Annotated in this window: 18 protein-coding genes; 12 read left to right on the top strand and 6 right to left on the bottom strand. The window is 70.1% G+C overall.

The window, feature by feature from the left end:
- Window positions 1–9 precede the first annotated feature (9 nt).
- The 6 genes from ACIBW6_RS11400 to ACIBW6_RS11375 all read right to left on the bottom strand — a co-directional run bounded on the left by ACIBW6_RS11400 (window position 10) and on the right by ACIBW6_RS11375 (window position 6,898).
- Entirely contained in the window at window positions 10–720 is a 711-nt protein-coding gene (locus ACIBW6_RS11400; protein ID WP_399059011.1) for a PspA/IM30 family protein, read from the bottom strand.
- A 66-nt stretch (window positions 721–786) separates the two neighbouring features.
- Entirely contained in the window at window positions 787–2,883 is a 2,097-nt protein-coding gene (locus tag ACIBW6_RS11395) for a TPM domain-containing protein (RefSeq protein WP_399059010.1), read from the bottom strand.
- A 78-nt stretch (window positions 2,884–2,961) separates the two neighbouring features.
- Window positions 2,962–3,735, bottom strand: coding sequence for a succinate dehydrogenase/fumarate reductase iron-sulfur subunit (locus tag ACIBW6_RS11390; protein WP_399059009.1), 774 nt, complete (start codon window positions 3,733–3,735; stop codon window positions 2,962–2,964).
- Entirely contained in the window at window positions 3,732–5,699 is a 1,968-nt protein-coding gene (locus ACIBW6_RS11385; protein WP_399059008.1) for a fumarate reductase/succinate dehydrogenase flavoprotein subunit, read from the bottom strand. The genes ACIBW6_RS11390 and ACIBW6_RS11385 overlap by 4 nt, the downstream gene beginning before the upstream one ends.
- A gap of 16 nt (window positions 5,700–5,715) precedes the next feature.
- The gene (locus tag ACIBW6_RS11380) at window positions 5,716–6,552 is read right to left on the bottom strand and encodes a hypothetical protein (RefSeq protein WP_399059007.1); all 837 of its coding nucleotides are present in this window, start codon (window positions 6,550–6,552) and stop codon (window positions 5,716–5,718) included.
- A gap of 34 nt (window positions 6,553–6,586) precedes the next feature.
- Window positions 6,587–6,898, bottom strand: coding sequence for a hypothetical protein (locus ACIBW6_RS11375; protein ID WP_399059281.1), 312 nt, complete (start codon window positions 6,896–6,898; stop codon window positions 6,587–6,589).
- Window positions 6,899–7,417: 519 nt separating this feature from the next.
- Between ACIBW6_RS11375 and ACIBW6_RS11370 the strand changes: the two genes are divergently transcribed.
- The 12 genes from ACIBW6_RS11370 to ACIBW6_RS11315 all read left to right on the top strand — a co-directional run bounded on the left by ACIBW6_RS11370 (window position 7,418) and on the right by ACIBW6_RS11315 (window position 24,914).
- On the top strand, window positions 7,418–9,640 hold the full coding sequence (locus tag ACIBW6_RS11370) for an ABC transporter family substrate-binding protein (RefSeq protein WP_399059006.1): 2,223 nt from the start codon (window positions 7,418–7,420) through the stop codon (window positions 9,638–9,640).
- 261 nt (window positions 9,641–9,901) lie between these two features.
- Window positions 9,902–11,809 carry a translational GTPase TypA gene (gene typA, locus ACIBW6_RS11365; protein ID WP_399059005.1) on the top strand — a complete coding sequence of 636 codons (1,908 nt, stop codon included), beginning with the start codon at window positions 9,902–9,904 and terminating at the stop codon, window positions 11,807–11,809.
- Window positions 11,810–12,606: 797 nt separating this feature from the next.
- Window positions 12,607–13,638 (top strand): ABC transporter permease, encoded by a 1,032-nt coding sequence (locus ACIBW6_RS11360; RefSeq protein ID WP_399059004.1) that lies wholly within the window; start codon window positions 12,607–12,609, stop codon window positions 13,636–13,638.
- 106 nt (window positions 13,639–13,744) lie between these two features.
- Window positions 13,745–15,541 carry an ABC transporter substrate-binding protein gene (locus ACIBW6_RS11355; protein ID WP_399059003.1) on the top strand — a complete coding sequence of 599 codons (1,797 nt, stop codon included), beginning with the start codon at window positions 13,745–13,747 and terminating at the stop codon, window positions 15,539–15,541.
- A 117-nt stretch (window positions 15,542–15,658) separates the two neighbouring features.
- Window positions 15,659–16,636 carry an ABC transporter permease gene (locus ACIBW6_RS11350; protein WP_399059002.1) on the top strand — a complete coding sequence of 326 codons (978 nt, stop codon included), beginning with the start codon at window positions 15,659–15,661 and terminating at the stop codon, window positions 16,634–16,636.
- 10 nt (window positions 16,637–16,646) lie between these two features.
- On the top strand, window positions 16,647–17,708 hold the full coding sequence (locus ACIBW6_RS11345; RefSeq protein WP_399059001.1) for an ABC transporter ATP-binding protein: 1,062 nt from the start codon (window positions 16,647–16,649) through the stop codon (window positions 17,706–17,708).
- Between the two features lie 27 nt (window positions 17,709–17,735).
- Window positions 17,736–18,854, top strand: a complete 1,119-nt coding sequence (locus tag ACIBW6_RS11340) for an ABC transporter ATP-binding protein (protein WP_399059000.1) — start codon at window positions 17,736–17,738, stop codon at window positions 18,852–18,854.
- Window positions 18,855–19,179: 325 nt separating this feature from the next.
- Window positions 19,180–20,823 carry an ABC transporter substrate-binding protein gene (locus ACIBW6_RS11335; protein ID WP_399058999.1) on the top strand — a complete coding sequence of 548 codons (1,644 nt, stop codon included), beginning with the start codon at window positions 19,180–19,182 and terminating at the stop codon, window positions 20,821–20,823.
- A gap of 19 nt (window positions 20,824–20,842) precedes the next feature.
- Entirely contained in the window at window positions 20,843–21,766 is a 924-nt protein-coding gene (locus ACIBW6_RS11330) for an ABC transporter permease (protein WP_399058998.1), read from the top strand.
- Entirely contained in the window at window positions 21,759–22,781 is a 1,023-nt protein-coding gene (locus ACIBW6_RS11325; RefSeq protein ID WP_399058997.1) for an ABC transporter permease, read from the top strand. The genes ACIBW6_RS11330 and ACIBW6_RS11325 overlap by 8 nt, the downstream gene beginning before the upstream one ends.
- A 5-nt stretch (window positions 22,782–22,786) precedes the next feature.
- Complete coding sequence (locus tag ACIBW6_RS11320) at window positions 22,787–23,770, top strand: ABC transporter ATP-binding protein (protein WP_399058996.1); 984 nt, start codon at window positions 22,787–22,789, stop codon at window positions 23,768–23,770.
- Window positions 23,757–24,914 carry an ABC transporter ATP-binding protein gene (locus ACIBW6_RS11315; RefSeq protein WP_399058995.1) on the top strand — a complete coding sequence of 386 codons (1,158 nt, stop codon included), beginning with the start codon at window positions 23,757–23,759 and terminating at the stop codon, window positions 24,912–24,914. The genes ACIBW6_RS11320 and ACIBW6_RS11315 overlap by 14 nt, the downstream gene beginning before the upstream one ends.
- The last annotated feature ends 14 nt before the right edge of the window (window positions 24,915–24,928 follow it).

The following is a 24,928-nucleotide window of genomic DNA, read 5'->3' as shown; positions in this document are numbered from 1 at the left end:
CCGGGGGCGTCAGGCGCCCTTGAGAGCGGCGAGCCGGGCCTCGATCTCGGCGTCGTCGCCCAGCGCGTCCAGCTGCTCGAACTGCGCGTCCAGCGAGGACGCGGCCAGCTCCTGCTTGCCGAGCGCCCGCGCCTCCTCGCGGCGCACCTTCTCCTCGAAGCGGCTCAGCTCGCTGGTCGGGTCGAGGACGTCGATGTTCTGCGCCGCGTCCATCATCTGGTTCTGCGCCTGCGCCGTCCTGGCCCGGGCCACCAGCTGGTCCCGCTTGGCCTGGAGCTCACCGAGCTTGGTCTTCATCTGGTCCAGGCCGGACTTCAACTTCCCGACCACCTCGTTCTGCGCGGCGATCGTCGGCTCGGCGTCCCTGGCCTCCTTCTCGGAGTGCAACTGCCGTCCCAGGGCGACCTTGGCGAGCCCGTCGAACCGGTCGGCCTCCGCCGCCGTCCCGGCGGCCCGCAGCTCGTCGGCCTTCTTGCTCGCGGCGAGTGCCTTGACGCCCCACTCGGCCGCCGCGTCCACGTCCTCCTTGTGGTCCTGCTCCAGCAGCCGCAGATTGCCGATGGTGGTGGACACGGCGTCCTCGGCCTCCCGGATGTTGTTCGTGTAGTCGCGGATGAGCTGGTCGAGCATCTTCTGCGGGTCCTCGGCGCTGTCGAGCAGCGCGTTGATGTTCGCCTTCGCGAGGGTGGCGACCCGGCTGAAAATGGTCTGCTTGGTCATGATCAGGTCCTTCGGGAAGTAGTGGGCCTACGGGTGAGGGGCCCGCGCAGGGCACGGGCCGGTGTGTCAGAAGCGGCCGCCGCCGCCCCGGCGGCCACGGGTGCCGCCACCTCCGAAACTGCCGGGACCGCCGCCGAGCCCGCCCCCGAACCCGCCGCCCCGCATGCCGCCGCCCCGGCGCCCGCCGCCGCCGAGCAGCTGGCCGAGCAGGATCCCGCCGAGCACGGCGCCGCCCGAGCCGCCACCGCCGCGCCCGCCGCCCCCGTACGGATTGCCGTACGCGCGTACGTCCCGCTCGGCGAGCGCCTGCGCCTGCCGGGCCAGTGCGTCGGCCTGCTGTGCCTCGCCGAGCGCCGCCGCCGGATCGCCGTCCTGGGCGCTGTGGGCGTTCGCCAGATGCCGCTGGGCCTCCGCGAGGCGGGTACGGGCCTCGCTGCCGACGGCGCCGCGGTGCGTGGTGACGAAGTCCGCGGCGGCGCCGGTGCTGCTGCCCGCCGCGAGCAGGGCCTGGCCGAGCAGCGAGCGGGCCCGGGTGGTGCCTGCCTCCCGCTCCCGGGCTGCCGTGAGCGCCTCGTCGAGCGCCGCGTCCGCCTCCTCCACCCGCCGCAGCGCGTCGACCGGGTCGTGGCGGCCCGCGGCCAGCTCCCCGCGCACGTCGGCGGCGACGGACTCGGCGCGGGCGATGCGGCCCCGCAGATCGGCGGTGGAAACCCCCTGCGCGGTGCCGTCGAGCAGGCCGCGCGCGTCCGCGAGGTCGGCCTCGGACTCGCTGAGCGCACCGGGCAGCGCGTTCCGGGCGGCGGCCAGCTCCCCGGCGAGCCGCTCGACGGCGGCCACGAAGGTGCCGGCCTGGTCGAGGGCGCCCTCGGCGGCCCGCAGGAAGACGGCGGCCCGGCCGTTGTCACCGGCGCCGACGGCCGCGCGGGCCTGCTCCAGCTGCGCGGTGGCGAACTCCAGCCGGTCCCGGGCCTGCTCGACATGGCCCGCGACGGGGGCGGCGGCGGAGGCCGCGTACTGGGCGCCCAGCTCGGTCAGCGTCGCCCCGGCACGCTCGATGCGGGCCGCCACCTCACCGGCCGCCTGCCCCGCGTGGTCCAGTGCCTCGGGCGCCGTCCGCTCCAGGGAGCGCAGCCGGTCGAAGTCCTCGGACTCCTCGTCGAGCCGGCGCCCGGCGGCGGTGCAGCGGCTGACGATCTCGTCGAGCATCCGCCGCCTGGCCGCGTCGTCCTCGGGGAACGCGTCGTCGAGCTGCTGGCGCAGGCGGAACGCCGCGGTCAGCTCCGACTGCGCGTACGTGAGCGCCTGCTGGAACGGCGCGACCGCCCCGTCCCCGAACTGGGCCGCGGCGAAGCCGAGCTCCTCGGTACTGGTGCGGACCGCGTCGTCGGTCTCGACCAGCAGGTGGCGGGCCTGCCGGTCCAGCTCGGCGAGGGAGACGACCGGCGTCTTCCCCCACCCTGCGGCGCCCGCCGTGCGCCCGCCGCCCGGTGTGGTGGTGCGCTCCCGCGTCCGCCGCTTGCGCCGGGTGTAGGCGAACGCGGCCACGGCCGCCACCGCGCCGACGGCGATGACGGGCAGGACGAGGCCGGCGGCGCCGCCACCGGTGTCGCGACCGGGGTCGGCCTCGCCCGGGGTGACCTGCGGGGTGGGCACCGGCTGCCCCGCGAGCGCCGCGCCGATCCCGTCGGCGGCGCCGATCGCGGCGCCCGCCCAGTCGTTCTGCCGCAGGGCCGGCTCGATCCCGCTCCGCGTCACGGCGCGGATCCGGGCGTCGGTGAGCGGGGAGTCCTGGTCGACGGAGAGGGCGTACTGCCGGTCGTGCGTGGCGACGGCGAGCAGGACGTCGTCCAGGCCGAGTCCGTTGCGCTGCGCGGTGGCGTCGGCCCAGTCCTGGGCGGAGCGGCCGGAGAAGCCGCGCACGTAGACCACGAACAGCTGGGTGCCGTGCGTCTCGTCGAGGCGGGCGAGCGCGGTGGTGACGGCGCCCTCGCGGTCCCCGAGGGCGCCCACCGTGTCGGTGATCTGCCCGGTGCGCGCGAGGGTGACCGGGTCGTCGGCGGGGGCGGGGGCGGCGGGCAGCAGCCAGCACAGCACGAGGAGCGCGAGGGCCCCGGCCCGCGCGGCTATCGGCACCGGGCGCGGGCGACTCTCGGACGAGGACACATTTCGGAGCGTATGTCCGGATGTGGGCCGCCGCGACCGGGGCTCCGCCGCCGCCCGGCCGCCCCGCGGGGCGCGGGCTCAGGGCGCCGACCGCCGCCGGATCTTGTCGCCGAGCCACACCACCGGGTCGTACTTGCGGTCGGCGGCCCGCTCCTTGAGCGGGATCAGCGCGTTGTCGGTGATCTTGATGCCCTCGGGGCACACCTCCGTGCAGCACTTGGTGATGTTGCAGTAGCCGAGCCCGTGCTCGTCCTGCGCGGTCCGCTTGCGGTCGAGCCCGCCGGCGTCGGCCTCGTCCAGCGGATGCATGTCGAGCTCGGCGACCCGCATCAGGAAGCGGGGACCGGCGAAGGCCGTCTTGTTCTCCTCGTGGTCGCGCACCACGTGGCAGGTGTCCTGGCACAGGAAGCACTCGATGCACTTGCGGAACTCCTGCGAGCGGTCGACGTCCTCCTGCATCATCCGGTACTCGCCGGGCCCGACCCCGGCCGGCGGCACGAAGGCGGGCACCTCGCGGGCCTTGGCGTAGTTGAAACCGACGTCGGTCACCAGGTCCCGGATCACCGGGAACGCGCGCAGCGGCGTCACCGTGATCACGTCGTCCCGTCCGAAGACCGACATCCGTGTCATGCACAGCAGCCGTGGCCGTCCGTTGATCTCGGCGGAGCACGAACCGCACTTGCCGGCCTTGCAGTTCCACCGCACGGCCAGGTCGGGGGCCTGGGTCGCCTGGAGCCGGTGGATGATGTCGAGGACGACCTCACCGTCGTTCACCTCGACGGTGAAGTCCTCCAGACCACCGCCCCCGGTGTCCCCGCGCCACACCTTGAAGCGGGCCTCATACGCGCTCACTCGTACAGCTCCTCTTCGGCCAGGTACTTGACCAGCTCCTCTTTCTCGAAGAGGGCCAGCAGGTCGGGACGGACGGGTTCGGTGCGCTCCCGGACGAGGCTGATCTGCCCGCGCACCGGATCGGTGGCGGCGAGCTCCCCGCTCGGATCGCGGAGCCGGCACAGCAGGTTCACCGGCCGCCACTCCCGGTCCATCGCGGGACGGTCCTCGCGGGTGTGGCCGCCGCGCGACTCGGTGCGCTCCAGGGCGGCCCGGGCCACGCACTCGCTGACCAGCAGCATGTTCCGCAGGTCCAGGGCGAGGTGCCAGCCCGGGTTGAACTGCCGGTGCCCCTCGACCCCGGCCCGGCGGGCCCGCACCCGCAGCGCGGCGAGGGCGCGCAGGGCCTGCTCCATCTCCGGCTCGCGGCGGATGATGCCGACCAGGTCGTTCATCGTCTGCTGGAGCTCCTGGTGCAGGGTGTACGGGTTCTCCGGGACGCCGCCGTCCTGCGGGCCCTCGGCGGAGAACGGCCGCAGGGCCTCGGCGGCGGCCGCGTCCAGCTGCAGCTCGTCCACGACAGGACGCGCGGCGAGGCCCTGGGCGTACGCGGCCGCGTGCAGGCCCGCGCGACGGCCGAAGACGAGCAGGTCGGAGAGCGAGTTGCCGCCGAGCCGGTTCGAGCCGTGCATGCCGCCGGCCACCTCGCCGGCCGCGAAGAGACCGGGGACGCCCCGGGCGGCGGCCGTGTCCGAGTCGACGGCGACCCCGCCCATCACGTAGTGGCAGGTCGGCCCGACCTCCATCGCCTCCGCGGTGATGTCGACGTCCGCCAGCTCCTTGAACTGGTGGTACATGGAGGGCAGCCGGCGCCGGATCACCTCGGCGGGCATCCGGGTCGAGACGTCGAGGAAGACGCCGCCGTGCGGGGAGCCGCGGCCCGCCTTGACCTCAGCGTTGATGGCGCGGGCCACCTCGTCGCGGGGGAGCAGTTCGGGCGGGCGGCGGTTGTGGTCCGGGTCCTCGTACCAGCGGTCGCCCTCCGCCTCGGACTCGGCGTACTTCTCCTTGAAGACGTCCGGGACGTAGTCGAACATGAAGCGCTTGCCCTCGGAGTTGCGCAGGACGCCGCCGTCGCCGCGGACCGACTCGGTGACGAGGATGCCCTTGACCGAGGGCGGCCAGACCATCCCGGTGGGGTGGAACTGGACGAACTCCATGTTGAGCAGCGGCGCGCCCGCGAGCAGCGCGAGGGCGTGGCCGTCGCCGGTGTACTCCCAGGAGTTGGACGTCACCTTGAAGGACTTGCCGATGCCGCCGGTGGCGAGGACCACGCTGGGGGCCTCCAGCACGAAGAAGCGCCCGCTCTCGCGCTCGTAGCAGAAGACGCCGGCGACCTTCCCGGTCCCGTCGCCGCCCCCGGGGTCTGCGGAGTCCGCGGAGTCGTCCTTCAGCACCCGGGTGACGGTGCACTCCTGGAAGACCTTCAGGCGCGCCTCGTAGTCCCCGAACTCCGCCTTGTCCTGCTGCTGGAGCTGGACGATCTTCTGCTGGAGGGTGCGGATCAGCTCCAGTCCCGTGCGGTCGCCGACGTGGGCGAGGCGCGGGTACTCGTGTCCGCCGAAGTTGCGCTGCGAGATGCGGCCGTCGCGGGTGCGGTCGAACAGCGCGCCCCATGTCTCCAGCTCCCAGACGCGGTCGGGCGCCTCCTGCGCGTGCAGCTCCGCCATCCGCCACTGGTTGAGGAACTTGCCGCCGCGCATCGTGTCGCGGAAGTGCACCTGCCAGTCGTCGCCGGAGTTGACGTTGCCCATGGCGGCCGCGATGCCGCCCTCGGCCATCACCGTGTGGGCCTTGCCGAAGAGGGACTTGCAGATCACCGCGGTCCGCGCGCCGCGCTCCCGGGCCTCGATCGCGGCGCGCAGTCCGGCGCCGCCGGCGCCCACCACGACCACGTCCCACTGCTGCGGCTCCACCACGCTCATCGTCTCGCCCCCACCATCAGAAGAACCGCGGATCGTCGAAGACACCGGACGCGACCAGGTACACGTAGAAGTCGGCGAGCGCGACGCTCACCAACGAGGCCCAGGCGAGGCCCATGTGACGGGTGTTCAGCTTGCCGACCCAGCCCCACAGCCGGTAGCGCACGGGGTGCTTCGAGAAGTGCTTGAGGCGGCCGCCGACGATGTGCCGGCAGGAGTGGCAGGAGAGCGTGTACGCCCAGATCAGCACGGTGTTCAGCAGGAACACCAGGGTGCCCAGGCCCATGTGGCCCCACGCGTAGTGCTCGTCGCGGAAGGTGAGCACGGTGTCGTAGGTCAGGACGCAGGCGACGAGCACGGCCGCGTAGAAGAAGTACCGGTGGATGTTCTGCAGGATCAGCGGGAAGCGGGTCTCGCCGGTGTACTTCTTGTGCGGCTCGGCCACGGCGCAGGCCGGCGGTGACGCCCAGAAGCCGCGGTAGTAGGCCTTGCGGTAGTAGTAGCAGGTCAGCCGGAAGCCGAGCGGGAAGATCAGGATGAGCAGGGCGGGGGACAGGCCCCACCAGCCGCCGAACAGCTCCCAGTTGGGGCCGTGCCGCATCGGCGCGCAGTTCTCGGCGACGCAGGGCGAGTAGAACGGCGAGACGTACGGGGCCGCGTAGTAGTCCGCGTCGGCGAAGGCCCGCCACGTCGAGTAGACGACGAAGGCGAACAGGCCCGCCGCGGTCGCGGCCGGCGCCAGCCACCAGCGGTCCGTGCGCAGGTGGGGCGCGGCGATCGCGGCACGCGTCCGGCCGCGGACGCCGGTGCCGCTCTTGGTATGGGGGTCGGTGCTGGGTTCCGTGCCGGTGGCCAACGAAGCCTCCGCTCGAAGGGACGGGGTGGAGCGGTCAGGGTGCGTGCCGGTTCCGGGCGCCGAGCCCCTCGTCGTCCGAATCGGTCCACAGGGTGCTGTCGTACGGGGTGTCGGGGATCGGTACGAGGCCCTGCGGGCGGAGCGGGGCCTGCTGGGCATCGGCCTGCATCGGGGCCGGGGTCAGGGCCGACGCGCGCAGCAGGGCGACGCTCTCGCGCAGGTGCTCGGTGTCGGCGCGGACCCGGCGCAGGTCCGGGCCGTCCGGCGGGGACTGGAGGCGGGCGACGGCGCGGGCGAGATCGTCGACGCAGCGCTGAATGGTCGTCAGTTCGTCGTGCAGGGACATGACGTGCCTCGCTTCCGCTGGTGCGGCGGAGATGCTCATGCGCCTGCGAGTGTCGCGCGTCACATCACGGTTTGTGAAGGCCGCGGACGGATTGTGCGGGGCGGTTGTTTGTGCGGGGCGGTTGTTTGTACGGGGCCGCTGCGGTGGGCTCCGCCGGCGGGGAGGGGTTCTTCGCGCGCGTGGGCGACCGCGGGCCGGTGGGGCTTCTCGCGCAGTTCCCCGCGCCCCTGAGGCGTGCGGCTTCGCCGCAGCCTCCCCTGGAGGTTGCGCACGCAGTGCGCATCTCCGGGGGCGCGGGGAACTGCGCGACCAGCCCCCACCGGCCCGCGGCCGCGGACGGAACAGCACGGGGCACCCCATGCGGGCGCCCGATTGGGCCGCACGGGTGGGCTTGCGGCGAAGCGTCGCCGTGTCGCCCACCCCACGGCCCCCCATCCACTTCAGTGACCCGATAGATGTGATCAACCACATATACCGCCAAACGTGATCAACCGGCCCGCACCGGAGGTAGACGCCGAGATGCATCACCGACCCAGGCGCCCAGGCGCAGCCATCCGCTCGGCCGCGTTCCTCGTGAGCGGCGCGCTCGCCGTGACCGCCCTCGCGGGATGCGGCTCCGACGACGAGGCGAGCACCCCCACCGCCGGCCAGGACATCGCGCCCGCCGCCCGCGACCGGATCAGGGACGGCGGCAGCCTGCGCTGGGCGATCGACGCCGTGCCCGAGACCCTGAACTCCTTCCAGGCGGACGCCGACGCGGCCACCGGCCGGGTCGCGGGCGCCGTCCTGCCGTCGATGTTCCGGCTCGACGCGCAGGGCCGGCCGCAGCCCGACGCCGACTACCTGGAGAAGGCCGAGGTCATCGAGACCGAGCCGAAGCAGGTCGTGCAGTACAAGCTCAACCAGAAGGCGGTCTGGAGCGACGGCCGCGAGATCGGCGCCCCCGACTTCGCCGCGCAGTGGCGCGCCCTGGCCGGCAGGGACAGCGCGTTCTGGACCGCGCACAACGCGGGCTACGACCGCATCGAGAAGATCGAGCGCGGCGCCGACGACCTGGAGGTGCGGGTCACCTTCGCCAAGCCGTACGCGGACTGGCGCTCCCTGTTCTCGCCGCTGTACCCCAAGGACGTCATGGGGAAGCCGGACAGCTTCAACGAGGACGCCCGCCGGGCGCTGAAGGTCACCGCGGGCCCCTTCCAGGTCGGCTCGGTCGACCGGGACGCCGAGAAGGTCACCCTGGAGCGCAACCCGCGCTGGTGGGGCAGGACCACGAAGCTGAACAAGATCGTTTTCACGGCGGTGCCGCGCGCCGAGCGGGCCACGGCCCTCGCCGCGGGCCGGCTCGACCTCGCGGACGTCGACGCGGGCGGCGCCGAGCGCCTCGCCCACGCCGCCCGCGACAAGGGCGCCTCCGGCCCGCTCTCGCACGGCCCGGGCTCCGCGCGCACCCCCGCCCAGGCGCTGCGGTCCTGGGCGATCGCGCACGGTGAGGACGTGGAGGCGGCGGACGAGGAGATGACCGCCCGTGCCAAGGCCCGCAAGGCCGCCAAGAAGTACGCCAGGGAGCAGGCGAACCTGGACGGCTTCCGGCTGCGCAAGTCGCTCGAACCGGCCTACACCCAGCTCGCCCTGAACGGCGCCGAGGGGCCGCTCGCCGACGAGCGCGTGCGCCGCGCCGTGGCCCGCGCCCTGGACCGCACCCAGCTCGCCGAGGTGGCGCTGAAGCCGCTCGGCCTGCCGGTGCACACCGTCGGCAATCACCTCGCCCTGGCCGGTCAGCCCGCCTACTCCGACAACAGCAGCGCCCTCGGCGACCAGGACACCGCCGAGGCGCAGGCCCTGCTCACCGAGGCGGGCTGGGTGCCCGGTGGCGCGGAGGAGAAGAAGGAGAAGCCCAAGACGGCGGGCGGCAAGGCCGAGGACCACGGCAAGGACACCAAGGACTCCAAGGAATCCAAGGACTCGAAGGGCGCGAGGGACTCCGCGGACTCGAAGGACTCCAAGAGCGCCAAGGACGCCGCGGGCTCCCAGGGCCAGAAGCACGCGCACAGCGACCACGCGGCGTCGGGCGCGTACGCCCCCAAGGGCACCCCCGCCCCGGGCGGCGCCGCCGCGGGCGCGCTGGCCAAGGACGGCAAGCCGCTGACGCTGCGCTTCGTCCTCCCCTCGGGCCAGGACGCGGAGCCGCTGCGCGCCGTCGCGGACCGGATCACGCAGATGCTCGGGAAGATCGGCGTGCGCACGGACGTCATGAAGGTCGGTGACGAGAGCTACTTCAAGGACCACATCGCCTCCGGCGACTACGACCTGGCGCTCTACTCCTGGCCCGCCTCGGCCTACCCGGCCACCGACGCGCGCCCGATCTACGCCAAGCCGGTCCCGGCCGCCGACGGCTCGCTCACCGTGGAGCAGAACTACACGCGGGTCGGCACCGACCACATCGACCAGCTCTTCGACCAGGCCATCGGCGAACTCGACGCCGACGAGGAGCGCGCCCTGGTCAAGCAGGCCGACGCCCAGATCTGGGCCGCCGCAGGATCGATTCCCCTCTACCAGCGCCCCCAGCTGGTGGCGGCCCGCGCGAGCCTCGCCAACGCCGGCGCGTTCGGCTTCCAGGAGCCGAGCTACGAGGACATCGGCTACCTGAAGAAGGGGCCGGAGCCGGCCGGGGGAGCCGCGAAGCCCGGCAGGCACACAAAGCACTCGAAGCACGCAGAGCACGCGGAGCACGCGAAGGACTGACGCCAGGCCGCGCGCCGAACCTCAGATCGTGCTCAACTCCCTTGCCCGCGGGACCGCCCTGCGGGCAAGGTTCGTATCACCCATTGACCTGCACTTTTCCCCGCTCCACCGTTCTCCCCGGCCCTCCCCTCCAGGGCCGGAAGCGCCCCCGCCCGTCGAGCCACGTACCATGGGGTGAGGCCGTGGCGTGTCCAGCCCGGCAGGGCGCGCGTATCACTGATGTACGCGCAGCCGTCACCTATTCCGGGAGTACGCCGCAATATGGCCACGCGCCACGACATCCGAAACGTCGCTATCGTCGCCCACGTCGACCACGGCAAGACGACCATCGTCGACGCCATGCTCAAGCAGGCGGGTTCGTTCGCCGCGCACGCCGCCGAGTCCCTCGACGATCGCATGATGGACTCGAATGACCTGGAGCGTGAGAAGGGCATCACGATCCTCGCCAAGAACACGGCGGTGAAGTACCACCCCAAGGATGGCGGCGAGGTCATCACGATCAACATCATCGACACCCCCGGCCACGCCGACTTCGGTGGCGAGGTCGAGCGCGGTCTGTCGATGGTGGACGCGGTCGTGCTGCTGGTGGACGCCTCCGAGGGCCCGCTCCCGCAGACCCGCTTCGTGCTGCGCAAGGCGCTCCAGCAGCGGCTGCCCGTCATCCTGTGCATCAACAAGACGGACCGCCCCGACTCGCGGATCGACGAGGTCGTCAACGAGACGTACGACCTCTTCCTCGACCTGGACGCGGACGAGGAGCAGATCGAGTTCCCGATCGTCTACGCGTGCGGCCGTGACGGCATCGCGTCGCTGACCAAGCCGGAGAACGGCACGGTCCCGGCGGACTCCACCAACCTGGAGCCGTTCTTCTCCACCATCCTGGAGCACGTCCCGGCCCCGACGTACGACGAGTCGGCCCCCCTCCAGGCGCACGTGACCAACCTGGACGCCGACAACTTCCTCGGCCGCATCGCCCTCCTGCGCGTCGAGCAGGGCGAGCTGCGCAAGGGCCAGACGGTCGCCTGGATCAAGCGCGACGGCACGATCTCGAACGTGCGCATCACCGAGCTGCTCATGACCGAGGCGCTCACCCGCAAGCCCGCCGAGGTCGCAGGACCCGGCGACATCTGCGCCGTCGCGGGCATCCCCGACATCATGATCGGCGAGACCCTGGCCGACCCGGAGAACCCGGTCGCGCTGCCGCTGATCACGGTCGACCAGCCCGCCATCTCCATGACCATCGGCACCAACACCTCGCCGCTGGTCGGCCGGGGCGGCACCGGCAAGGGCGCGCAGGCGAAGTCCGCGGTCAAGGACCGCAAGGTCACCGCCCGCCAGGTCAAGGACCGCCTCGACCGCGAGCTGATCGGTAACGTGTCGCTGCGCGTGCTGGACACCGAGCGCCCCGACGCCTGGGAGGTGCAGGGCCGCGGTGAGCTGGCGCTGGCCATCCTGGTCGAGCAGATGCGCCGCGAGGGCTTCGAGCTGACCATCGGCAAGCCGCAGGTCGTCACCAAGGAGGTCGACGGCAAGACGCACGAGCCCGTCGAGCGCCTCACGGTCGACGTGCCCGAGGAGCACATGGGCGCCGTCACGCAGCTCATGGGCGTCCGCAAGGGCCGCATGGACAACATGTCGAACCACGGCTCCGGCTGGGTCCGCATGGAGTTCGTGGTGCCCTCGCGCGGCCTCATCGGCTTCCGTACGGAGTTCCTGACGAGCACCCGCGGCACCGGTATCGCCCACTCCATCCACGAGGGCCACGAGCCCTGGTTCGGCGAGCTGAAGACCCGCAACAACGGCTCGCTCGTCGCGGACCGGGCCGGCGCCGTCACCGGGTTCGCCATGACGAACCTCCAGGAGCGCGGCGTGCTGTTCACCGAGCCCGGTACCGAGGTGTACGAGGGCATGATCGTCGGCGAGAACTCGCGCGCCGACGACATGGACGTGAACATCACCAAGGAGAAGAAGCTCACCAACATGCGCTCCGCCTCCGCCGACTCCTTCGAGGCGATCGTGCCGCCGCGCAAGCTCTCCCTGGAGCAGTCCCTGGAGTTCTGCCGCGACGACGAGTGCGTCGAGGTGACCCCGGAGGCCGTGCGCATCCGCAAGGTCGTCCTGGACCAGAAGGAGCGCGGCCGCTCCGCCTCGCGCGCCAAGCACGGCTGACGCACCTGTAGTTGACGCGAGCGCCCGGTCCCCCCGAGGGGGTGCCGGGCGCTTCGTGTTGCCGCTAATCTGCCGGTGTCTACGCGGATTGACAACGGCGGCCCCCGGGCTTCCCCAACAACGGGTCAAAATCCGTCCGGACGCAAGTGATTAAGTCCACCCTGGTGTCCGATATCCGGGCACCCATGGTCGATAGATATGTAACACGTCCGTTTCGTGTCCCTCTATCTCGGATCCGTTTGTCCGGATTTTGGGCATTGTACGCATCAGGTGTGATCGAACCGAGACCAAAAGGGTGTGGTCGACGGAGGCCGCGTGGCTAATAGTTGACGGCGTAGAGCTCGGGTCAATGGGTCACGCGCTGTGGGGAGCGCCGACTCGCGAGCACACTGGGGCACTGCACTCTCGCCGTCAGGGGTGTCGGCTGGGTGACTTGTGCCCCCACTTGTAGTGAACAAAGTGGACTCATGAGGAGGAACCCATGCGAGGTGCCACAAGCGCCATATGGGTCGCGTCGTCCCCGATGGCAGGTGTAGGTCCCGCGGGCACGTCCCGTCCCGTCCCCGTGGTGGACGAGATAACGATCCAGCGTCGCGAACGCTCTTGACGGCTCGGCCCGCAGGCCGGCAGCCGCCGGCCACGGTCCTGGGTTCCTCAGGGGTGGGCTCACCCGAGTCCCCCCAGTCCCCCAGTCGCTGTTTCCCCCTCGCGCGCTTCGAATGACGTACGCCGTGCGATGGCCGTCGGTACCCGGTTACCCGGCCGACGACCTCCAACACCTGTGAAATGGACGAATCATGACGAGTCCAATCGAGATTGAGGGCGCCGAGACCTCTTCCGCCTTGGACAAAGAGAGCGCGCCGCAGGGTGACGCGACGGAGCCCAAGAAGCTGGCGGGGCGCAGCCCCGGTCAGCTCATGTGGCGCCGCTTCAAGCGGGACAAGACGGGTGTCGTCTCGGCCGTCATCGTGCTGCTGTTCTTCCTGATAGCCGCGCTCGCCCCGGTCATCACGAAGCTGTACGGCAAGGACCCGTACACCTTCTACGGCCAGGACGACCCCACGCTGCTCAACGAGTTCAACCTGCCGGCCGGGCCCAACGGCGGCATGTCGCCCGAGCACTGGTTCGGCATCGACCCGAACTACGGACGCGACGTCTTCGCGTACCTGCTCTACGGCATGCGCACCTCGCTGTACACCGCGCTGTGCGCCACCATCGGCATGGTGCTCCTGGGCGTCGTGATCGGCCTGGCCGCGGGGTACTTCGGCGGGAAGATCGACTACTGGCTGGGCCGGCTCACCGACTTCATGATGGCGCTGCCCAACCAGCTGTTCATGGTCGCGGCCATGCCCGTCATCGTCACGGTCTTCGTGGCCCCGGACGAGGAGACCCCCGTCTCCGTCCGCTTCTTCGCCATCACCGGCATCATGTGGCTGCTCACCTGGATGAGCCTGTCCCGCCTGGTGCGGGCCGTGACGCTGTCGCTGCGCGACCGGGAGTTCGTCGAGGCGGCCAAGGTCGCCGGTGCCTCCCCGTGGCGCATCATCCGCAAGGAGCTGCTGCCCAACCTGGTGACGCCGATCATCGTCCAGGGCACGTACCTCCTTCCCAGCACCATCCTCTCGGTCGCCTTCCTCTCGTTCGTCGGCGTCGGCTACCAGGACCCCACTCCCGACTGGGGCCTGATGTTCGCCACCGCCGCCCGGATCTACGAGGTGGACCCGACCTACTTGTACTTCCCGGGTGTCGCCATGGTCGTCTTCTTCGTGGCGTTCAACCTTCTCGGTGACTCGGTGCGGGACGCGTTCGATCCCAAGTCCGCGCGCTGACCCGCGTCACCCAGGGGGACGCTGCCACCCGGGCACCGGGGGGATCATCCGGATGCGCCAGGCAGCACCAAAGGATCACTACTCACAGGCAGGTGGACTCGACTCCATGAGCATCCTTCGATCGCGCACGGCGCAGGCAACGGTCGCCGCGGCGGCTGTCGGCGCCCTGGCGCTCACCGGTTGCAGCAGCGGCAGCGGCAGCAGCAACAAGCCGGTCGGCAAGACCCACGAGGACGCGGCGGCGCAGGCCAAGCCGGTCGCCATGGGCACCGCCCAGGACTCCGTCGGCCCCGCCAAGGAGGTCCCGGGCGCCCGCAAGGGCGGCATCGCCCAGGTCTACCAGGAGACGGACTTCTCGCACCTGGACCCGGGGCAGATCTACGTCTCCGACGCCGGTGACCTCGCCAAGCTCCTCTACCGTGGCCTGACCACGTACACCGAGGACGCCAAGGGCAACCAGACGGTCGTCGGCGACCTCGCCACCGACGCGGGCAAGATGACCGACGACGGCAAGACCTGGACCTTCAAGCTGAAGGACGGGATCAAGGACCAGAACGGCCACGTCATCACGTCGGCCGACATCCGTCACTCCATAGAGCGGCTCTACGACCCGTTCCTGACGGACGGTCCGACCTACATCCAGACCTGGCTGTCCGGCTCGGGCACCAAGTACCGCAAGGCGTACGCGGGCCCCTACAAGGGCAAGCACCTGCCGGACTCCGTCCTGGCCACGCCGGACGACAAGACCATCGTCTTCCACTTCCTCGCGCCCCACACCGACGTGCCGCAGGCGCTCGCCATGGCCGCGTACGGCGTCGTGCCGGAGAAGACGGACACCAAGCAGAAGTACGACCAGGCACCGGTCGCCACCGGCCCGTACAAGATCTCCTCGTACAAGCCGGGCAAGAACCTCTCGCTGGTCCGCAACGACCAGTGGGACGCGAAGACGGACCCGGCCCGCCACGCCTACGTGGACGGCTGGAACATCGACTTCAACGTCTCCAAGGCCGACCAGACCAAGACGATCCTGGCCGACCGCGGTGACGCCAAGAACGCCATCATGTTCTCCGGCCAGATCGACGCCACCCAGCTGCAGAAGATCACGAGCGACAAGGCCGTGATGAAGCGCACCGTCCAGGGCTACGCCCCGTACGTGTGGCAGCTGAACATGAACATGGACCGCGTCAAGAACAAGAAGATCCGTGACGCCATCGCCCTGGCCATCCCGGCCACCGCGGCCGCGCACGCCGACGGCGGCGCCTACGGCGGTGACCCGGCCAACTCGCTGATCTCGCCGGCCACCCCGGGCTACGACAAGTCGTCCGACCCGTTCAACCGGGCCAAGAAGCCCAACGGTGACATCGCCGCGGCGAAGAAGCTCATCGACGAGGCCGGCGCCAAGGGCATGAAGCTCACCTACGGCTACGCCCAGACCGACGTCCGCGTCACCCAGGCGAACCTGATCATCAACAACCTGGAGAAGATCGGCCTCGACATCCAGAAGAAGGACATCGACGCCGCGACCTGGTACGAGCAGATGGGCAAGGTCAAGAACGGCCTCGACCTCTACATGACCGGCTGGGGCCAGGACTGGGCCGACGGCAACACCGTCTTCCCGCCGTCCTACGACGGCAGCGCCATCCAGGACGGCGGCTCGAACTACTCCCACGTGAACGACAAGCACGTGAACTCGGAGATCGCCCGCATCCAGCTCATCGCGGACGCCGCCGAGCGCGCCAAGGAGTACGCGAAGCTGTCGGACTACATCTCGAAGGAGATCAACCCGGCCGCCCCGATCTACTACACCAAGGTGTTCCAGATCGCCGGCTCCAACGTCGGTGGCCTGCGGTACTCGACGGTGACGAGCTACACCGACCCGACCGCGATCTACCTCAAGAAGTAGTCAGCACCAGGCAGTTCCCGGTGGTGAGAGCGCGGCGGAGCTCTCACCACCGGGCCGCCGGACCACCCCCCCTCTCCTGGCCTCCCACCGCCGCCGTCCTGAGAGCAGCTTCCTGCCATGCTTCGATTTCTGATACGCCGGACGTCTGGCGCAGCACTCATCCTCCTGCTGATCAGCGCCTTCACGTTCTTCATGTACTTCGCCATCCCACAGGACCCGGCGCTGCTCGCGTGTGGCAAGAACTGCACCCCGGACGCGCTGGCCATCATCCACAAGAACCTCGGCCTCGACTCGCCGATCCCGGTGCAGTACTGGGACTTCCTCAAGGGCATCTTCGTGGGCCGGGACTTCGCCGTCGGGCACTGTGACGCGCCCTGCTTCGGCGTCTCGTTCCGCAACAACCAGATGGTCTGGGACACGATGATGGACCGCCTCCCGCTGACGGTCTCGCTGACCATCGGTGGCCTGGTCGTCTTCCTCACCGCCGGTCTCGGCGCCGGTCTGCTCGCCGCCAAGTTCCGCGGCACCTGGATCGACAAGCTCTTCTCGGGCGCCTCGCTGGTGACCAGCTCCTTCCAGATCTACCTGCTCGGCCCGATCGTGATGGGCATCTTCGTCTACAGCACCGGCTGGCTGAAGCGGCCCAAGTACGTGCCGTTCACGGAGAACCCGGGCGCCTGGTTCATGGGGCTGCTGATCCCCTGGGTCGTCATGGCGACGATCTTCACGGCCAACTACACGCGCATGGCCCGGTCCTCGATGATCGAGCAGCTCCAGGAGGAGCACGTGCGCGCCGCCAAGGCCAAGGGCATGAGCAGCCGCTACGTCTTCTTCCGGTACGCCTGGCGCGGCTCGCTCATCCCGATCGTCACCATCATCGGCATGGACATCGCCGCCCTGCTCAGCGGCGGCATGGTCACCGAGCTGACCTTCAACCTGGCCGGCTTCGGCCGCCTGGCGATCGAGTCCGTGACCAACAAGGACCTCCCGGTCCTCATGGGCGTCATGCTGGTCAGCGCCGCCTTCATCATCATCTTCAATGTCATCGTGGACGCCCTGTACGCCGTCATCGATCCGCGCGTGCGGCTGTCCTAGGAGAACGACCGTGACCACACTCACCAAGCCCGAAGGCGCTCCGGCTCCTACCGGTTCCGACGCGTTCCTGTCGGTGCGCGACCTGAAGGTCCAGTTCTCCACCGAGGACGGCGCCGTCAAGGCGGTCGACGGACTCTCCTTCGACCTGGAGCGCGGCAAGACGCTCGGCATCGTCGGCGAGTCGGGCTCCGGCAAGTCGGTCACCAACCTGACCGTGCTGGGGCTGCACCCCAAGAAGAACACCACCATCGACGGTGAGATCCTTCTGGACGGTCAGGAGCTGCTCACCGCCACGGAGTCCGAGCTGGAGAAGCTCCGCGGCAACAAGATGGCGATGATCTTCCAGGACTCGCTGACCGCGCTCTCGCCGTACTACACGGTGGGCCGGCAGATCGCCGAGCCGTTCCGCAAGCACACCGGCGCCAGCAAGAAGGAGGGGCGCGACCGGGCCATCGAGATGCTCGGCAAGGTCGGCATCCCGCACCCCAAGCAGCGCGTCGACGACTTCCCGCACCAGTTCTCCGGCGGTATGCGCCAGCGCGCCATGATCGCCATGTCGCTGGCCTGCAACCCCGAGCTGCTCATCGCGGACGAGCCGACCACCGCGCTCGACGTGACGGTCCAGGCGCAGATCCTCGACCTGCTCAAGGACCTCCAGCAGGAGTTCGGCTCCGCGATCATCATGATCACCCACGACCTGGGCGTGGTCGCGAACATGGCCGACGACATCCTCGTGATGTACGCGGGCCGGGCGGTCGAGCGGGGCTCCACCCGCGAGGTGCTCAAGTCGCCCGAACACCCCTACACCTGGGGCCTGCTCGGCTCGATGCCGCGGCTGTCCTCGGACGTCAACGAGCCGCTGATGCCGATCCCCGGCTCACCGCCCTCGCTGCTCAACCCGCCTTCGGGCTGCCCGTTCCACCCGCGCTGCGCCTTCACCGACCTGGTGACCGGCGACCGCTGCTCGGGCGAGCGGCCGCTGCTCCCGGCCGGGCGGGGCGCCGCCTGCCACCTGACGGCGGACCAGAAGCAGCAGGTGTACATCGAGACGATTCAGCCCCGGCTGGGCTGAGCAGAGACCGGCGACTGGGGCAGAACCATGAGCGACAACAAGAACAGCACCACGGCGGTCGCCGACGCGATCCCCGGCCAGCGCGACGGCGACGCCGCCCCGCTGCTGAAGGTCGAGGGGCTGCAGAAGCACTTCCCGATCAAGGGCGGCTTCCCGATCCGGCGCACCGTCGGCGCGGTCAAGGCCGTCGACGGCGTCGACTTCGAGGTCTACCCGGGCGAGAGCCTCGGCCTCGTCGGCGAGTCCGGCTGCGGCAAGTCGACGACGGGCCGACTGCTGACCCGCCTGTACGAGCCCACCGCGGGCACCGTCACGTACAACGGCCAGGACATCAGCCACGCGAGCCGCAGGCAGCTGGCGCCCATCAGGTCCGAGATCCAGATGATCTTCCAGGACCCGTACGCGTCGCTGAACCCGCGCCAGACGGTCGGCGCGATCATCTCCGGCCCGATGGAGATCAACGGCATCAACCCGCCCGGCGGCCGTGAGGCGCGGGTGCGGGAGCTGCTGGAGATCGTCGGTCTCAACCCGGAGCACTACAACCGCTTCCCGCACGAGTTCTCCGGCGGTCAGCGCCAGCGCATCGGGGTGGCCCGCGCGGTGGCGCTGGAGCCGAAGCTGATCGTCGCGGACGAGCCGGTCTCGGCGCTCGACGTCTCCATCCAGGCCCAGGTCATCAACCTGCTCCAGAAGGTGCAGCGCGAGATGGGCATCGCGTTCGTCTTCATCGCGCACGACCTGGCGATCGTGCGGCACTTCTCGCAGCGCGTCGCGGTGATGTACCTCGGCAAGATCATGGAGATCGCCGACCGCGACTCGCTCTACGCCCGGCCCCGCCACCCGTACACGCACGCGCTGATGTCGGCCGTGCCGGAGGCGGACCTCGACGTGGAGAAGAAGGAGCGGATCCGCCTGGAGGGCGACGTCCCCTCGCCGATCGCGCCGCCGTCGGGCTGCCGCTTCCGCACCCGGTGCTGGAAGGCGCAGGACAAGTGCGCCACGCAGGAGCCGCCGCTGGTGCAGATCGCCGGCAGCAAGCCGGGGCATCTCACTGCCTGCCACTTTCCGGAGGAGCCGACGATCGAGGCGCGGGCGGAGGACATCGTGATGGATCCGGCGCTGGTGGCGCTGGAGTCCGACAGCTGACTCCGTCGGTCGAGCGGTACCAGGGCCCGGGCTGGATTCTTCTCCAGCCCGGGCCCTGGTGTTTTCGCGTCGTACCCCGGCAGCCGGCCGGTGGGGGCTGGTCGCGCAGTTCCCCGCGCCCCTGAAGGCATGCGGCTTCGCCGCTGCCTCAGGGCCCCGATGAGATGGCGCACGCAGTGCGCATCTCAGGGGCGCGGGGAACTGCGCGAGAAGCCCCACCGGGCCCGCGGCTGCATCTCATAAGGGTGTCCCCAACGTGCGCAATGTCCCCTTCGCCCCGATATTTAGGCGTACGTGACCTGGGACTGGTAGAGGGAGGCACCCTATGCGTGGAGCCACGCACGCCAAGTGGGCCGCGACCGCGGCCGTCGTAGCGCTGACGGCGACGGCCTGCGGCGGCGGCGACAGCGGCGGCGGCGGTGGCGGAGGCGGAGGCGACGGCTCCGGCGTCGTCCGGTCCTCCTGGGGCGACCCGCAGAACCCGCTGGAGCCCGCGAACACCAACGAGGTGCAGGGTGGCAAGGTCCTGGACATGATCTTCCGTGGCCTGAAGCGGTACGACCCCAAGACGGGCGCCGCCAAGGACATGCTGGCGGAGAAGATCGAGACGTCCGACCAGACCAACTTCACCATCACGGTCAAGGACGGCTGGACCTTCTCCAACGGCGAGAAGGTCACCGCGAAGTCCTTCGTGGACGCCTGGAACTACGGCGCGAGCCTGAAGAACAACCAGAAGAACGCGTACTTCTTCGGCCAGATCGACGGCTACGACAAGGTGCACCCGGACTCCGGCAGCCAGTCCGCGGACAAGCTGTCCGGCCTGAAGGTCACCGGTGACCGCACCTTCACGGTCAAGCTGAACCAGAAGTTCTCGACCTGGCCCGACACCCTCGGCTACGCCGCCTTCGCACCGCTGCCCAAGACGTTCTTCAGCGACCACGACGCGTACGTGAGCAAGCCCGTCGGCAACGGGCCGTACACCGTGGAGTCGTACCAGAAGGGCTCCCAGATGTCCCTGCGCAAGTGGGACAAGTACCCGGGCAGCGACAAGGCGCAGAACGGCGGCGTGGACCTCAAGGTCTACACGGACAACAACACCGCCTACACCGACCTGACCGCGGGCAACCTCGACCTCGTCGACGACGTGCCCGCCTCGCAGCTCAGCAACGCCGACAGCGACCTGAACGGGCGCTACATCAACACCCCGGCCGGCATCATCCAGACCCTCGCCTTCCCGTTCTACGACTCCGCCTGGAACAAGCCGGACAGCGACAAGGTCCGCAAGGGCCTGTCCATGGCGATCAACCGCAAGCAGATCACCGAGTCGATCTTCGAGAAGACCCGCACCCCCGCCACCGACTGGACCTCCCCGGTCCTCGGCAAGGACGGCGGCTACAAGGCCGGGCTCTGCGGGGAGTTCTGCGACTACAAGCCGGACGAGGCGAAGAAGCTGGTCAAGGAGGGCGGCGGCATCCCCGGCGGCCAGGTGAGGATCGGCTACAACGCCGACACCGGCAGCCACAAGGAGTGGGTCGACGCGGTCTGCAACTCCATCAACAACGCCCTCGACAACGACAAGGCCTGCGTCGGCAGCCCCACCGGCACCTTCGCCGACTTCCGCAACAAGATCACCGACAAGAAGATGACGGGCCCCTTCCGGGCCGGCTGGCAGATGGACTACCCGCTCATCCAGAACTTCCTCCAGCCGCTGTACTACACCAACGCCTCGTCCAACGACGGCCACTGGTCCAACAAGGAGTTCGACTCCCTCGTCGACAAGGCGAACGGCGAGGCGGACCAGGGAGCCGCGGTCAAGACGTTCCAGCAGGCCCAGGAGGTCGTCCGGGACAACATGGCGGCCATCCCGCTCTGGTACCAGAACGGCAGCGCCGGCTACTCGGACAAGGTCTCCGACGTGGCGCTCAACCCGTTCAGCGTCCCCGTCTACAACGAGATCAAGGTCAACTGACGCCAGGAGCGGAGCCCTCATGGGACGGTACGTGATCCGCCGGCTGCTGCAGATGATCCCGGTCTTCATCGGGGCGACCCTGCTGATCTTCCTCATGGTCAACGTGATGGGCGACCCCATCGCCGGGCTGTGCGGCGACAAGGCCTGCGACCCCGCCACCAAGGCCCAGCTCTCCAAGGAGTTCGGCCTCGACAAGCCGGTCTGGCAGCAATACCTGACGTACATGGGGAACGTCTTCACCGGCGACTTCGGCACCGCGTTCAACGGCCAGAAGGTCACCGAGCTGATGTCGACCGCGTTCCCGGTCACCATCCGGCTGACGATCGTGGCGATCCTCTTCGAGATCGTCGTCGGCATCACCCTCGGCGTCCTCACGGGCCTGCGCCGGGGCCGTCCCATCGACACCACCGTGCTGCTGCTGACCCTCGTCGTCATCTCCGTGCCGACGTTCGTCACCGGTCTGCTGCTGCAACTGCTGCTCGGGGTGGAGTGGGGCTGGATCAACCCGGCGGTCTCCACGGAGGCCACCTTCGGCGAGCTGATTGTGCCGGGCCTTGTCCTCGCCTCCGTCTCCCTCGCCTACGTCACCCGCCTGACGCGCACCTCCATCGCCGAGAACAAGCGGGCCGACTACGTGCGCACGGCCATCGCCAAGGGGCTGCCCCGGCGCCGCGTCATCACCCGGCACCTGCTGCGCAACTCGCTCATCCCCGTCGTCACCTTCATCGGCGCCGACGTCGGCGCGCTGATGGGCGGCGCCATCGTCACCGAGCGCATCTTCAACATCCACGGCGTCGGCTTCCAGCTCTACCAGGGCATCCTGCGCCAGAACACCCAGACCGTGGTCGGCTTCGTGACGATCCTCGTGCTGGTCTTCCTCGCGGTGAACCTGATCGTCGACCTCCTGTACGCCGTACTCGACCCGAGGATCCGCTATGCCTGAACCGCAAGCGCCCGAGCCCCCCTCCGGACGGCCGGGAGCCACCGGCGGCGGCCGCGCGCCCGAGGACGGCGCCATCGCCGCGACCGGCATGGGCGGCGCGATGGACCTCGCCACCAGCGAGGGCGCGCTCGTCGAGGGCCCCGCCGTCGGCGCCGGCGGCCCCGCCGGCAAGCCCCGCAGCCTGTGGTCCGACGCCTGGCGCGACCTGCGGCGCAACCCCGTCTTCATCATCTCGGCCCTGGTCATCCTCTTTCTGGTGGTCATCTCCATCTGGCCGCAGCTGATCGCCTCCGGCAACCCGCTCTCCTGCGACCTGTCCAAACGCCAGCAGGGCTCCCAGCCGGGCCACCCCTTCGGCTTCGACGGCCAGGGCTGCGACGTCTACACCCGTACCGTGTACGGCGCGCGCAACTCCATCACCGTCGGCGTCTGCGCCACCCTCGGCGTCGCGCTGCTCGGCTCGGTCCTCGGCGGCCTCGCCGGGTTCTTCGGCGGGTTCTGGGACGCGATCCTCTCCCGGATCACCGACATCTTCTTCGCGATCCCCGTCGTCCTCGGCGGCCTGGTCCTGCTGTCGGTCGTCACCAGCAACACCGTCTGGCCGGTCGTCGGCTTCATGGTGCTGCTCGGCTGGCCGCAGATCTCCCGCATCGCCCGCGGCTCGGTCATCACCGCCAAGCAGAACGACTACGTGCAGGCGGCCCGTGCGCTCGGCGCCTCCAACTCCCGGATGCTGCTGCGCCACATCGCGCCGAACGCGGTCGCGCCCGTCATCGTCGTGGCGACCATCGCCCTCGGTACGTACATCGCCCTGGAGGCGACCCTCTCGTACCTCGGCGTCGGTCTGAAGCCGCCCGCGGTCAGCTGGGGCATCGACATCTCGGCCGCCTCCGGGTACATCCGCAACGCGCCGCACATGCTGCTGTGGCCGGCCGGCGCGCTCGCCCTCACGGTCCTCGCGTTCATCATGCTCGGCGACGCGGTGCGCGACGCCCTCGACCCGAAGCTGAGGTAGCGCCCATGCCGTTGCTCGAAGTACGCGATCTGCACGTCGAGTTCCGCACCCGGGACGGCGTCGCGAAGGCCGTCAACGGCGTGGACTACACCGTCGACGCGGGCGAGACGCTCGCGGTGCTCGGCGAGTCGGGCTCCGGCAAGTCGGTCACCGCGCAGGCGATCATGGGCATCCTCGACGTGCCGCCCGGCCGGATCGCCGGCGGCGAGGTCCTCTTCAAGGGCCGGGACCTGCTCAAGCTGAAGGAGGAGGAGCGCAGGAAGGTCCGCGGCGCCGAGATGGCGATGATCTTCCAGGACGCGCTCAGCTCGCTCAACCCGGTGCTCTCGGTCGGCGACCAGATCGGCGAGCTGTTCACCGTGCACCGCGGGATGTCCCGCAAGGACGCCAAGGCCAAGGCCGTCGAGCTGATGGACCGGGTCCGCATCCCGGCCGCCAAGGAGCGGGTCGGGCAGTACCCGCACCAGTTCTCCGGCGGCATGCGCCAGCGCATCATGATCGCGATGGCGCTCGCCCTGGAACCGGACCTGATCATCGCGGACGAGCCGACCACCGCCCTCGACGTGACCGTGCAGGCCCAGGTCATGGACCTGCTCGCCGAGTTGCAGCGCGAACTCAACATGGGGCTCATCCTCATCACCCACGACCTCGGCGTCGTCGCCGACGTCGCCGACAAGATCGCCGTGATGTACGCGGGCCGCATCGTCGAGCACGCCCCCGTCCACGAGATCTACCGGGCGCCCGCCCACCCGTACACCAAGGGCCTGCTGGAGTCGATCCCGCGCCTCGACCAGAAGGGCCAGGAGCTCTTCGCGATCAAGGGCCTGCCACCGAACCTGATGCACATCCCGCCCGGCTGCGCCTTCCACCCGCGCTGCCCGATGGCCCAGGACGTGTGCCGCACGGACGTCCCGCCGCTGTACGTGGTCTCCGACGAGCGCCGCAGCGCCTGCCACTTCTGGAAGGAGACGGTCGATGCCTCACGCTGAGGGCGGCTCACACGTCAGCAAGGGCGACCTCAAGCGCGAGGGCGAGATCGCCGAACACCTCCTGCACAAGTCGCAGGCGCAGTCCGCCTACGCCAAGAACGGCTCGGCCTCCGGGCACGAACCCCTCCTCGAAGTACGCGGCCTGGTCAAGCACTACCCCCTGACCCGGGGCATCGTCATCAAGAAGCACGTCGGCGCGGTCAAGGCCGTCGACGGCGTCGACTTCGACCTCGGCCACGGCGAGACCCTGGGCATCGTGGGCGAGTCCGGCTGCGGCAAGTCCACCGTCGCCAAGATGCTGGTGAACCTGGAGCACCCGACCGCGGGCGTCATCAAGTACAAGGGCGAGGACATCACCCGCCTGTCCGGCCGGGCCCTGAAGGCCGTGCGCCGCAACATCCAGATGGTCTTCCAGGACCCGTACACCTCGCTCAACCCCCGGATGACGGTCGGCGACATCATCGGGGAGCCCTACGAGATCCACCCCGAGGTCGCGCCCAAGGGGGACCGCCGCAAGCGGGTGCAGGACCTGCTCGACGTGGTCGGGCTCAACCCCGAGTACATCAACCGCTACCCGCACCAGTTCTCCGGCGGCCAGCGCCAGCGCATCGGCATCGCCCGCGGCCTCGCGCTGCGCCCGGAGATCATCGTCGCCGACGAGCCGGTCTCCGCGCTCGACGTGTCGGTGCAGGCCCAGGTGATCAACCTGCTCGACCGGCTCCAGAACGAGTTCGACCTCTCGTACGTCTTCATCGCCCACGACCTCTCGATCGTGCGGCACATCTCCGACCGGGTCGGCGTGATGTACCTGGGCCGCATCGTGGAGATCGGCTCCGACGCGGAGATCTACGAGCACCCGACGCACCCCTACACGCAGGCGCTCCTGTCGGCCGTGCCGGTGCCCGACCCGCGGGCCCGCGAACACCGCGAGCGCATCATCCTCAGCGGCGACGTGCCCTCGCCCGCCAACCCGCCCTCCGGCTGCCGCTTCCGCACCCGCTGCTGGAAGGCGCAGCAGCGCTGCGCCGACGAGGTGCCGCTGCTGGCCGTCCCCGCCGTCTTCGCCGCCGCCGGCGCGGGCCCCGCCCAGCACCCCTCGGCCTGCCACTTCGCCGAGGAGAAACAGGTCGTCCCCACCGAGTAGGCACGAGTAGTCAC

Source organism: Streptomyces sp. NPDC049813 (genome assembly GCF_044465085.1).
Classification (GTDB): domain Bacteria; phylum Actinomycetota; class Actinomycetes; order Streptomycetales; family Streptomycetaceae; genus Streptomyces.
The sequence above is the reverse complement of the archived record's forward strand: the minus strand, read 5'-3'. Positions and strand labels throughout refer to the sequence as shown.

Coding starts and splice junctions, on each gene's coding strand:
- ACIBW6_RS11370 (WP_399059006.1), top strand. CDS start 7,418: ATGCATCACCGACCCAGGCGCCCAGGCGCAGCCATCCGCTCGGCCGCG.
- ACIBW6_RS11340 (WP_399059000.1), top strand. CDS start 17,736: ATGAGCGACAACAAGAACAGCACCACGGCGGTCGCCGACGCGATCCCC.
- ACIBW6_RS11330 (WP_399058998.1), top strand. CDS start 20,843: ATGGGACGGTACGTGATCCGCCGGCTGCTGCAGATGATCCCGGTCTTC.
- ACIBW6_RS11360 (WP_399059004.1), top strand. CDS start 12,607: ATGACGAGTCCAATCGAGATTGAGGGCGCCGAGACCTCTTCCGCCTTG.
- ACIBW6_RS11350 (WP_399059002.1), top strand. CDS start 15,659: ATGCTTCGATTTCTGATACGCCGGACGTCTGGCGCAGCACTCATCCTC.
- ACIBW6_RS11320 (WP_399058996.1), top strand. CDS start 22,787: ATGCCGTTGCTCGAAGTACGCGATCTGCACGTCGAGTTCCGCACCCGG.
- ACIBW6_RS11385 (WP_399059008.1), bottom strand. CDS start 5,699: ATGAGCGTGGTGGAGCCGCAGCAGTGGGACGTGGTCGTGGTGGGCGCC.
- typA (WP_399059005.1), top strand. CDS start 9,902: ATGGCCACGCGCCACGACATCCGAAACGTCGCTATCGTCGCCCACGTC.
- ACIBW6_RS11355 (WP_399059003.1), top strand. CDS start 13,745: ATGAGCATCCTTCGATCGCGCACGGCGCAGGCAACGGTCGCCGCGGCG.
- ACIBW6_RS11375 (WP_399059281.1), bottom strand. CDS start 6,898: ATGTCCCTGCACGACGAACTGACGACCATTCAGCGCTGCGTCGACGAT.
- ACIBW6_RS11325 (WP_399058997.1), top strand. CDS start 21,759: ATGCCTGAACCGCAAGCGCCCGAGCCCCCCTCCGGACGGCCGGGAGCC.
- ACIBW6_RS11400 (WP_399059011.1), bottom strand. CDS start 720: ATGACCAAGCAGACCATTTTCAGCCGGGTCGCCACCCTCGCGAAGGCG.
- ACIBW6_RS11335 (WP_399058999.1), top strand. CDS start 19,180: ATGCGTGGAGCCACGCACGCCAAGTGGGCCGCGACCGCGGCCGTCGTA.
- ACIBW6_RS11315 (WP_399058995.1), top strand. CDS start 23,757: ATGCCTCACGCTGAGGGCGGCTCACACGTCAGCAAGGGCGACCTCAAG.